This is a genomic window from Bacillus sp. SIMBA_008 (assembly GCF_046535495.1).
In the GTDB taxonomy this organism is placed as follows: Bacteria; Bacillota; Bacilli; order Bacillales; family Bacillaceae; genus Bacillus; species Bacillus subtilis.
In genome coordinates this window covers 95692-108555 of sequence record NZ_JAWRWL010000002.1, presented here as the reverse complement: position 1 = coordinate 108555, position 12864 = coordinate 95692, and the positions used below count along the sequence as shown (strand labels likewise).

Annotated in this window: 1 protein-coding gene; it reads left to right on the top strand. The window is 45.9% G+C overall.

Annotated features, from left to right (window positions below; genetic code table 11):
• Window positions 1-15 precede the first annotated feature (15 nt).
• Window positions 16-12813 carry a polyketide synthase PksM gene (pksM, locus tag SB658_RS06130; protein ID WP_410601357.1) on the top strand — a complete coding sequence of 4266 codons (12798 nt, stop codon included), beginning with the start codon at window positions 16-18 and terminating at the stop codon, window positions 12811-12813.
• The last annotated feature ends 51 nt before the right edge of the window (window positions 12814-12864 follow it).

Sequence of the window (12864 nt, the reverse complement as noted above, 5' to 3'; positions counted from 1 at the left end):
GAGAGGAGTGGGAAAATGATAACTGAACAACTGCACATTTCATTAAATAATCCAATCATGTCCAACCACAAGGTATATGGACAAGCGTTATTACCCGGCCTTGCTTATATAGATTTAATCTACCAAGTATTCCAGGAACATGGTTATGCATACCAAGAGCTTGAATTAAAAAACCTGACCATTTTTTACCCTTTGATCGCAGATGAGTCATATGACATTGCCCTGACCATTCACGTGTCTGAAAGAAAGGAAGGGACATGGTCCATCATCATCGACGGACAAAAACAGCATGGAGAATCACTATCTGACAAGAGACAATATGTGACTGCTGACATGCATCGTAAAGAGCAAACCGCTTTTGCCGAATCAATAGACCTTAATCAGTGGAAAAGTACAGCTGACAGGATTCTGAATTTAGATGAAATCTATGAACAATGCCGTTCTCAGGAGTTAGTCCATACCGGCATGATGAAGGCAAAAGGGCGGATTTATGAAACCAAAGAGGGTGCTTTAATTGATTTAGCAGTTGGACAGGACGCCCTGCGCCATTCTGAAGCTTTTCTGTTTCATCCGACGCTTATTGACGGCAGCGGCATAGGTTCAAGCTGCCTGATCTCAGATCAAACGATGTACCTGCCATTGTATTATGAATCGTTTTCTGCTTCAGAACGATTGCAAAAAGGATGTACAGCACGGATCCTCTCCTCATCTGTGCGCCAAAAGAAAGAGCTCACTTATATGACGATTGAATATTTTAATTCAGCAGGACAAAAAGTGGCCGAGCTGAAACAATTTGCAGGCAAATCTGTACGGAATGGGTCAGCCTTTCATTCCGCAAAAGAAATTCAAGAAGAAAGAGCTGCTGTCTCTCAGAACATCAGTCAGGACTATCCCGCATTTGAAATGTATTTGCGTCAGTTGCTTGCTAAGCAGCTTGAAAGGCCGGCAGAACAAATGGATATCCACGCTGGGTACTATGAGCTTGGTCTGGATTCTCCGTCATTGCTTACCGTGGTTCAGGAAATTGGAGATAAGGTTGGAGCGGATCTTGCTCCGACACTGCTGTTTGAATTTACAACAATTGCAGAACTAGCTGCTCATCTTGCTGATCACTATTCAATTGGAGAGGCGGACGATGCTGTCCGCCAATCTCCTTCACCAATGAAGGATTCTCCTGATGGTGTTACCTCTTTACCAGAGATCGGTGAGGACATTGCCATTATCGGAATGGCGGGACGCTATCCTAAGGCAAAAAACATACAGGAATTTTGGGAACATCTTAAAGCGGGTACCGACTGCATCACAGAGATTCCAAACTCACGCTGGGAGTGGAAAGAAAACAATGGACTGGATTCACCTGCAGGCAAGCCACTCTCGAAATGGGGCGGGTTTATCGAGGAGGCTGATTGCTTTGATCCTCAATTTTTCAGAATCTCTCCGCGTGAAGCGGAAATGATGGACCCTCAGGAACGGTTATTTTTAGAGACATGCTGGGAAGCTATTGAAGATGCGGGTTATACACCAGAGACAATTGCTTCACCGCAGGGAGAAAATAAAAGACAGCATGTCGGTGTGTTTGCCGGCGTAATGCATAAGGACTATTCCCTTATAGGGGCTGAAGCTCTATCAGAACATAATCCATTTCCTTTATCGCTGAATTATGCGCAAATCGCCAACAGGGTCTCTTACTATTGTAATTTCCACGGCCCAAGCATGGCGGTGGACACGGTCTGCTCTTCCTCATTAACTGCGGTTCATCTGGCAATAGAGAGCATCCGGAATGGAGAATGCGAGGCCGCGCTTGCCGGAGGCGTCAATTTGTCACTGCATCCGGCTAAATATATCAGCTATGGCAGTGTAGGGATGCACTCAAGTGACGGCTATTGCCATACTTTCGGCAAAGGCGGGGATGGCTACGTATCTGGAGAAGGTGTCGGCACAGTATTGCTAAAACCGCTGCGAAAAGCTGAACAGGACGGTGACCGAATCTATGCTGTCATCAAAGGCAGTGCGATAAATCATGTAGGAAAAGTAAGCGGAATTACAGTACCGAGCCCGGTAGCTCAAGCTGATGTTATCGAAGCGTGTCTAGAAAAAACAGGAATTGATCCGCGCACCATCAGCTATGTTGAAGCCCATGGCACTGGCACCTCATTGGGAGATCCGATTGAAGTACAGGGGTTAGTAAAAGCTTTCAGCCGCAATACGCAGGACAAGCAATTCTGTTCAATCGGTTCTGTGAAATCAAATATTGGCCATGCTGAAGCTGCAGCCGGCATTAGCGGCTTAACGAAGACTGTCCTGCAGCTGCATCATAAAACCTTGGTGCCGTCATTACATTCAGAAGAGCTGAATCCTTATTTGAAGCTTGATCAAACCCCATTTTTTGTCCAGCATGAAACAAAGGAATGGAAGCAGCCATCTTTTACAGAAAACGGGGTGGACGTCACATATCCCCGCCGTGCCGGTTTAAGTTCGTTTGGCGCTTCAGGATCAAATGCGCATCTTATTTTGGAAGAATATATTCCGGCAGAGAGCCATTCAGAGACGATTTTAACGAAAAATGAAGAAATAGTGATACCTTTGTCTGCGAGAAACAAAGATCGTCTGCAGGCTTACGCTCTTAAACTTCTTGATTTTCTTAGCGAGGACGTCAATCTTTTAGCGTTAGCTTATACCATGCAGGCAGGGCGGGTTGAAATGGAGGAGCGTGCGGCCTTCATCGTAAAAGACATAAAAGATTTAACGGCTAAACTTCGGGCGTTTGCCAATGGAGAAGAAGAGATCGAGGGCTGCTGGACCGGACGAGCCAAGGAGAATCAGGAGGCGGCTGGGCTAGCATCGGTAAATGCGCTGAATAACCATTTGACAAAAGACAGTGAAATGATGGAAATGGCGAAAGCATGGGTTCAAGGAAAGCGGGTCACCTGGGACGACCTATACGGCGATCGCAAGCCGCTTAAAATCAGTGTTCCGACCTATCCGTTTGCAAGGGAGCGCTACTGGATCCCGGTTCCTGAAATGAAAACCAGCACTGTGAATCATATCTTACATCCGCTGGTGCACCGCAATACATCAGACTTTACTGAGCAGCGCTTTAGCTCTGTATTTACAGGCACGGAATTTTTCCTTTCAGATCATGTTGTACAGGGACAGAAGATTTTGCCGGGCGTTGCCTATTTAGAAATGGCAAGGGAAGCAGCGGAAAAAGCTGCAGGCGATCTGGACGGCGAACAAAGAGTGGTGTCGCTTAAAGACATTGTGTGGGTGCGGCCTATCACGATAGAAAGTGAACCAAAAGAAATACATATTGGCCTTTTTCCTGAGGATAACGGGGACATTTCCTTTGACATTTATAGCAGCTCTGAACATAAAGAAGAAGCCCTGACGATACACTGCCAAGGCCGCGCTGTCATTTCAGATGAAGCGGACACTTCCATTTTAAACCTTTCATCAATACAGACAGAATGCAGCCTGGACACAGTGACGTCAGAACAATGCTATGCAGCGTTTCGAAAGATTGGGCTTGACTATGGAGAGGGCTATCAAGGGATTGAAAAAGTCTATGTCGGCAAAGATCAATTGCTTGCAAAAATCTCGTTACCCGCTTTTCTAAAAAACGACAAGCAGCATTTTGCGCTCCACCCGAGTTTGATGGATTCCGCGTTCCATGCCACAGTCGGTTTTATCGTTAGCTCAGTCAATGCCGCTGGACAAGCTCAGACGCTGTCTCTTCCATTTGCGTTACAGGAGGTTGATATTTTCAGCCCATGTCCAGAGAAGATATGGTCTTATATTCGATACAGTTCAGACAGTAAAGCGGAGGACAAAGTCAGAAAGTATGATATTGATTTATGTGATGAGAACGGACATGTTTGTGTGCGAATGAAGGGTGCCTCGATGCGGGCACTTGATGGAGAGCAGCATTCAAAGCCGCAACTATTAACTGATTCTCAGCTGACCGGGCATACGATGATGATCCCTGTCTGGGAACCAGTCTCTTCAGATACGGAGGATAATGCTTCGTTTGCTGGTACACGAGTTGTTTTATGCGGTGCTGCTGAAGCTGATCGGGCATTAATAAAGCATCATTATCCGCAAGTATCCTTTATCGATATCCGGCCTGCAGATGACATTGAGGGAATAGCGGACAAACTGCAAGCGTACGGAAGCATTGACCATGTTTTGTGGATTGCCCCGTCACACCGGGGAAGTATAGGTAGTGATGGACAAGAAGAAGCTGTTCTTCACTTATTTAAGCTTGTGAAAGCATGCCTGCAATTAGGCTATGGCGAGAAACAACTTGAATGGTCTCTTGTGACCGTCCAAGCGCAGCCGGTTACGCAACATGAGGCAGTACAACCCGCTCATGCAAGCATTCATGGGCTTGCCGGCACAATGGCAAAGGAATATCCACACTGGAAAATCCGTCTTCTCGATCTTGAAAAAGGCTGCACATGGCCGGTAAATCACATGTTTGCGCTCCCAGCTGACCGCCTTGGCCATGCTTGGGCCTATCGTAATCAGCAATGGCATCAGCAGCAATTGATCCCATATCGGCACTCACTGTCAGGCGACACGCTATATCGGAAAGGCGGAGTCTATGTGGTCATCGGAGGAGCCGGGTATATCGGAGAGGCGTGGAGTGAGTACATGATCCGCCGCTACCAGGCGCAAATCGTTTGGATTGGGCGAAGTCAACTTAATGCTGCCATCCAGTCAAAAATAGACCGACTTTCGGCGCTTGGCCCTGAGCCTTTCTACATTGCAGCCGATGCAGCCGATAAGCATTCATTGCAGCAGGCTTATGAACAAGTGAAAAAACGTCATCCTCATATTCACGGGATTGTTCACTCTGCGATGGTTTTATTTGAGCAAAGCCTGGAAAAAATGAAGCCGGAAGAATTCACCGCTGGACTGGCGGCGAAGATCGATGTCAGTATTCGGATGGCCCAAGTGTTCCGTCAGGAGAATGTAGATTTTGTTTTATTCTTCTCTTCGCTTGTAGCCCATATCAAAAATGTGAAGCAAAGCCATTATGCCTCTGGCTGTACATTTGCTGATGCTTTTGCTCACCAGCTTTCTCAGAGCTGGGCATGCCCTGTAAAAGTCATGAACTGGGGATATTGGGGGAATAGTGAAGCGGCTGAGGATGAACATTATGTACAGCTCATGAATCAAATCGGCTTAGGTTTAATTGAGCCTGCGGAGGCTATGAAGGCGCTGGAAGCCCTGCTTTCTGGGCCAGTCAGCCAAACAGCTTTCATTCATACGACAAAGCCTGTAGCAGTCGAAGGCGTGAATCAGAATGAATTCATCACTCTTTATCCAGAGCAACCTTCAGCAGATGCAGAGAGCCTGATGGAGCGTCTGCCGACTACGGGACGATTTCAAAGAGTGACACATGAAGAGCTTGATGATCTTCTTTACAGGCTGTTGTTAGGACAGCTTCAAACAGCCGGGCTGTTTGATGGTTATACATTATCGGTTGAACGTCTTCAACAATATAAGACTCGTGAATTTTATGGAAAATGGATTCGGCAAAGCAGCGAATTTCTCTTGCAGCATGGCTATCTTAAGAAAGTTGGAGATTCATTGGTGAGGAAGGACCAAGCAGAGGATATCGAGCTGCTTTGGCAAGAATGGAATGCGAAAAAAGAAAAGTGGCTTAAAGACAGCGAGACAAAGGCGATGGTTGTATTAGCAGAGGCCATGCTGAAAGCATTACCGGATATTTTGACAGGGAAAGTCCCTGCAACAGATATCATGTTCCCGCATTCCTCGATGGAACTGGTGGAAGGCATTTATAAGCATAACCAAGTGGCAGATTATTTTAATAAAGTGCTTGCCGATACATTATTAGCTTATCTGGATGAACGTCTGAAGCACGACCCTGAGGCATCGATTCGCATTATGGAAATAGGCGCAGGCACAGGCGGCACGAGTGCCGGAATCTTTGAAAAACTGAAACCATATCAAAAGCACATCAATGAATATTGCTATACAGATCTGTCTAAAGCATTTTTGCTGCATGCACAAAAGGAATATGGGGCGGAAAATCCGTACCTGACATATCAGCTTTTTGATGTGGAAAAACCGATTGACCAGCAGGAATTTGAAGCGGGAGGCTATGATGTCGTCATTGCCGCTAATGTCCTTCACGCAACAAAAAATATCCGTCAAACACTGCGGCATACAAAAGCGGTAATGAAAAACAACGGAATGCTGCTGCTGAATGAAATGGCGGGAAACAGCCTGTTCCCTCACATCACCTTTGGTCTTTTGGAAGGCTGGTGGCTGTATGAAGATCCTGCAGTGCGGATTCCCGGCTGTCCAGGCTTACATCCTGACAGCTGGAAAGCGGCACTTGAAAGCGAAGGCTTTGAATCTGTCTTTTTCCCGGCTGAGGCGGCACATGATCTGAGTCACCAAATCGTCGCAGCCTCAAGCAACGGGCTGGTTCGCCGTATGATGAAAAATGTGATCTTGCCGGAGAAGGTTGTTTCACAAGCGTCTAATCAGAAGCCAGCCTACATTCATACCATAGATTCAGAGGAAGCTGGACAATCAAAACATGCTCTCCTAAGAGAAAAAAGCACAGAATATATGAAAAAACTAATCGGGGAAACGTTGAAAATTCCTGCAAGCAAAATTGAGTCATCTGAACCGCTTGAAAAGTACGGGATTGATTCTATCGTTGTTGTCCAGCTGACGAATACATTGCGCAAAGAATTTGACCATGTAAGCAGCACTTTATTTTTCGAGTACCAGACCATTGACGCATTAGTGGATCATTTCATCAAAACAAAAACAGAAGCGCTGATGAAATTAACAGGTCTTGACCGTCAAGTTCAACAACAGACACCGGCCGAAAGCAGAACCCAATCCTCACAGAAACTTGATCAGGCCGCTAAAAGAACACGGCGCTATCGCAAGCTTGGCTTCAGCGGGGAGAAAGAAACACCGACAAACACTCTTGCAAGCCGTGACGTTGCCATTATCGGCATTTCTGGACGCTATCCTCAGGCGGAAACAGCAGAAGACTTTTGGAACAACCTAAAAGAAGGAAGAAATTGTATTGAGGAAATTCCGAAAGATCGCTGGGATTGGAAAGCTTATTACGATAAAGAAAAAGGAAAAGAAGGATCAATTTATACGAAATGGGGCGGATTTATCAAGGATATGGACAAGTTTGACCCATTATTCTTTCAGATTTCTCCGCTTGAGGCAGAAAGAATGGACCCTCAGGAGCGATTATTTCTGCAAACCGCTTATGCAAGTATTGAAGACGCGGGATACACGCCTGACTCGCTCTGTTCAAGCAGAAAAATCGGCGTCTTTGCCGGAGTCATGAACAAAAATTATCCGACCGGCTACGGCTACTGGTCTATCGCCAACAGAATATCCTATTTACTGAATTTCCAAGGCCCGAGTCTTGCAGTCGATACAGCCTGCTCATCCTCCCTGACAGCGATTCATTTAGCGCTGGAAAGCATCTATAGCGGATCGAGTGATTGTGCCATTGCCGGCGGTGTCAATTTAGTTGTCGACCCGGTTCACTATCAGAATTTATCTGTCATGAATATGCTCTCTGCTAGTGATACATGTAAATCATTCGGCGATGATGCAGATGGATTTGTCGACGGTGAAGGCGTAGGCGCCATTGTGTTAAAGCCGCTGCAGCAAGCAATAGCAGACGGTGACCATATTTACGGTGTGATAAAGGCAAGTGCCATTAATAGCGGAGGAAAAACAAATGGATACACGGTTCCAAATCCTCATGCACAGGCACAGGTAATTAAAGAAGCAATGGAGCGCGCCGACATTCCTGCCCGAACCATCAGTTATTTAGAGGCGCATGGAACAGGCACTGCATTAGGAGATCCGATTGAGATAGCGGGGTTAACAAAAGCATTTGAGAAAGATACGCAGGAGAAACAGTTTTGTGCGATCGGCTCCAGCAAATCAAATATCGGTCATTGTGAAAGTGCAGCCGGAATTGCAGGGCTGACAAAAATACTTTTTCAGTTTAAATATAGCCAAATTGCACCATCATTGCATGCTCAGCGGTTGAATCCGAACATCGAGTTCAGCCATACGCCATTTGTCGTTCAGCAGCAACTTGGTGAATGGAAACGCCCGGTGATTGGCGGGCAAGAGGTGCCTAGGCGCGCTGGCTTGAGCAGTTTTGGCGCCGGAGGGTCCAATGCCCATATCATCCTGGAAGAATATATTCCAAGAACGGGGACGCAAACGCCGAAAGACCATCCTCCAGCGCTGATTGTGCTGTCGGCCAAAAACATGGAACGCTTGCAAGAAAAAGTGAAACAGCTGCTTACAGCCATCAAACAAAAAAGGTACCGCGAAACAGACCTGATCAGGATTGCCTATACCTTGCAAACAGGCCGTGAAGCAATGGAGGAACGGCTGGCCTTTATAGCGGAATCACTAGAGGATCTTGAGAGAAAGCTGAACGATTTTATCGAAAACAAAGCAGACAGCCTGTATCTGGATCGCATCGATGATAACAAAAAAGCGTTAGCAGTCTTATCAGCGGATGAGGATACGGAAAAAATCATAGAAGCATGGATGAGCAAAGGGAAATACACGAAACTGCTGGATCTTTGGGTGAAAGGCTTGTCTTTCGACTGGGGCATGCTGTACGGCACCCAAACGCCTGTCCGGATCAGTCTTCCGGCATATCCATTTGCAAAAGAACGTTACTGGGCACCAGGCGCGGCAAAGGCTCCGGCGTCTATAGAACAGGATCATGATCAGCAAACAGAAGAACCTTTCAAGGTTATGACTTTTCAAGAAGTGTGGAAAGAAGAGCCGGCGACTCTCACATCGAAACGTATCAAAACGCTCATCTGTTTTCTGACTGAAAGAGAAAAGCAAAACGCATTTGCTTCAGCCCTGAAAAACGTTGATCAAGACACTAAGGTCATTTTTATATCACAGGGCGAAGTGTACAGCAAACAGTCTGAATATAGCTACCAGATTGTGCGGCAAGAACCCGTTACTTTTGAAAAGGCCTTCCAGAGCATTAAAGAAGAACTTGGAGAACCAGATGCAATCCTCTATATGTGGCCTATGGAAGACAAGCGCTGTATAAAGGACCATTCCTGTATTGTTTACCTATTACAAGGTATGTCCGCAGCAAAGCTTCATCCTTCACGGCTGCTGCTGGCAGGATGTTTTGAAGATGGTCTTGACAGAAGCTATCTGGAATCATGGATTGGCTTCGAACGTTCACTCGGGCTTGTCCTTCCGCACACAAAAGTGACTGGAATCTTTCAGCCGGCGGAACAAGGATCGATGGATGATTGGACACGTAATATATGGGCAGAATTACAGGCTTCAGCTGAACAAACGGTTTTGTATCAGAATGCGAAACGATATGTAAATCACATTGAACAGACAACGTTACAACCGGACGACAGCAAATTGAAGTCTGGCGGTACTTACCTGATTACAGGCGGTGTAGGAGGGCTTGGTTATTTATTTGCCAAGCATTTGGCCAAAAACTATGCCGCAAACCTGATTTTGACAGGGCGGTCGCCTTTTAATGATGAGAAGCAAAAGCAAATAAAAGAATTAAAGGATCTAGGCGGCGAAGCGATGTATGCAGAAGCCGATGTGTCTGATCCTATCGCAATGGGAGACTGCGTAAAGAGAGGGAAAGACCGATTCGGTGCCATCAACGGTGTCATTCATGCAGCCGGAATCGAAAGCGACTCTGCTATTTTTGACAAAAAGATCGAAAGCTTCCAGCGCATCATTGAACCGAAAATCAACGGCACGATAGCGCTTGATGAATGGCTTAAAAATGAAGTCCTTGATTTTATGTGTTATTTTTCTTCTTCTTCTGCGGTTTTAGGGGATTTTGGATGTTGTGATTATGCGATTGGCAACAGGTTTCAGATGGCTTACGCACAATACAGAAATGAGCTGCATAACGGTAAAACGTTTGTCATCAACTGGCCTGTATGGAAGGATGGCGGAATGAAGATCGGTGATGAGGAAACAACGGATATGTACCTGAAATCAAGCGGCCAACGCTTCCTAGAAGCCGAGGAAGGCATCCGTATGTTTGAGCACATCCTAGCTCAGCAGGATGCTCAGCATCTCGTCATAGCCGGTCAGCCCAGCCGTGTCAGCCGATTTTTAGGAATGACTGAACCAGCTATTCCAGAACCGGCCACTCAAGCCCCTCTAGCGCAAGAAAACAAGGATGAGGTAAAAACGTTAAGCGTTGAAAAGCGTTTAGAATACGACTTGAAAGAGCATATTCACACATTGCTTAAGATTTCAAAGGACAAGCTGAATTTGAACAAAAATTGGGCCGACTTCGGATTTGATTCAATCTATTTGGCTAAATTTTCGAATGTGTTATCAAAGCATTTCAACATCGAAGTGACACCGGCTTTATTTTTCGGCTATTCGACTTTACAAGAATTGATCGGCTTTTTCTTAACCGATCATAAAGAGCTGATTGAAGCATTTTACCGGGATGATGCATCAGAAGCGCAAAAGCCCCCTGAAGCTTATGCAGCAATTCCTGTAGCTTTAGAACCAGAAACCAGTAAAAAAAGCATTCGGCAGGTTCACGATGAGCCTATTGCCATTATCGGCATGAGCGGCAGGTTCCCTCAAGCTGATTCGGTCCATGAGCTGTGGGATAATCTGAAAAACGGTAAATCGTGTATCTCTGACATCCCGGGCGAACGCCGGGACTGGGGGAGAGCTAACAGAGATCCAGAAAAAGCAGTGCCAAGGTGGGGTGCATTTTTGAAGGACATAGACCGGTTTGATCCGCTGTTTTTTCAAATATCGCCTAAAGAAGCTGAAAGCATGGATCCGCGCCAGCGTATTTTTCTAGAGGAAGCATGGCACACGTTTGAAGACGCCGGCTATATGGGAGATCGGATAAAAGGAAAATCCTGCGGTGTTTATGTAGGTGTGGAAGAAGGGGAATATGCGCATCTAACCGGAGATACGGATTACATTAACGGAACACAAAACGCCACATTGTCTGCGAGAATCGCATACGCATTGGATTTAAAAGGGCCTAATATGGCTTTGACAGCAGCATGTTCATCTGGACTGGTGGCGATTCACCAGGCATGTTCAGCTCTGCGTCAGGGGGATTGTGAAATGGCTTTAGCGGGCGGCGTCAGCTTGAATATTTCTCACATGTCTTTTGAGGCGCTGACAAGGGCCGAAATGCTGTCTCCGAACGGACAATGCAAAGTGTTTGACCAGGATGCCAATGGTCTTGTGCCAGGTGAAGCGGTGGCTGCTGTTCTCTTGAAACCATTATCAAAGGCAATTGAAGATAAAGATCATATTTATGGCTGCATCAAAGCCAGCGGCGTGAATTACGATGGCAAAACCAACGGCATTACTGCGCCAAATCCTTTTAGCCAGGCAGAATTGATCGAAAACATTTATGAAAAAAATGAAATCAATCCGCTCGATATTCAATATGTGATGGCGCACAGTACCGGCTCGAATCTTGGTGATCCGCTTGAGGTCCAAGCGTTAACGAGCGTGTTCAGCAAATATACGAAGCAGAAGCAATTCTGTATGATCAGCTCAATTAAACCTTTAATCGGACATACATTTGCAGCGTCAGGAACGGTTGCTTTAATCAGTATGCTGATGGCTATGAAAAACCAGATCATTCCGGCCACTCATCACTGTGAATCGGAAAACCCGTATATTCCGTTTAAAGAAAGCCCATTTGTGCTTTGCAAAGAAAACCGTTCGTGGATCAGGAAAAATCAGAAGCCGAGGATGGGAACGATCAGCACGACTGGAATCAGCGGCACCAATGCACATGCAGTCATTGAAGAATACATTCCGGATGATCAGCCGTCCACACAGCGGCATCAAGGGTCACCGCAGATCATTGTGATTTCAGCCCAAAATGACGATCGGCTTCAGGATGCTGCCTGCCGCATGATTGCGTATCTGGAGCAGAATCATAACCTTTCTTTACCTGATGTGGCATATACGCTTCAGGTTGGGAGAAAAGCCATGGAAGCAAGGCTCGCGATCGTTGCAAACAATCAGAAGCAATTGGTGCGAAAATTGAAGGAATATGTGGAAGCAATGAAGAATGGTGGGGTATCAGGCCAACAGAGATCCCTTTATACAGGATATACAGAAGGGATTTTAGAAGAACAAGATGAAGCAGTTCTGCAAGCTCTCGCAAAAGAAAGAAATTTGGAAAACATCGCGGAATGCTGGGTGAAAGGATATCAGATTCCTTGGGAACTCCTTCATGATGGCGATCACGTTCGGATGGTTTCTTTACCTGGTTATCCATTTGCAAGGGAACGGTATTGGATTTCGTCAGCTCAGCAATCAGAGGCCGTTAAACAGCATTCACAAGATATGAAAACAGAGATTGACGAGCCGAATGGCAAAACCCATATTCAAAAGATCATTGTTCAATTTTTAGCACGAGAATTGGGCATATCTGAGGATCGAATCAATTTCAAAAGAAACTTCCTGGATTATGGGATGGATTCAATTCTTGGCCGAAAATTGATGCGGCATATCGAAAAAACCACGCAGCTGAAGATGGCCGGCCGGGAAATCCTTGAATGTCAGACAGTCCAAGCTCTATCTGACCATTTGGCCTTAAAAGCGGAAAAACAAAATCATAGCGCAGCAGCACATCACATAAAGGGCACGTATACAGACGAGCAAATCATCGGATTGATGCAAGAGGTGGCGCTAGGGAAATTGGATTTTAAGAGTGTGCAAAACATCATAGAAGGGAGTAAATCGTATGAATCATAAAGAAATTCTCGATGCCTTCAGATCAGGAGAATTAACCATTTCTGAGGTGGA

Bases quoted from the DNA above. Each gene is read 5' to 3' on its own strand.
- pksM (WP_410601357.1), top strand. From the start codon at position 16: ATGATAACTGAACAACTGCACATTTCATTAAATAATCCAATCATGTCC.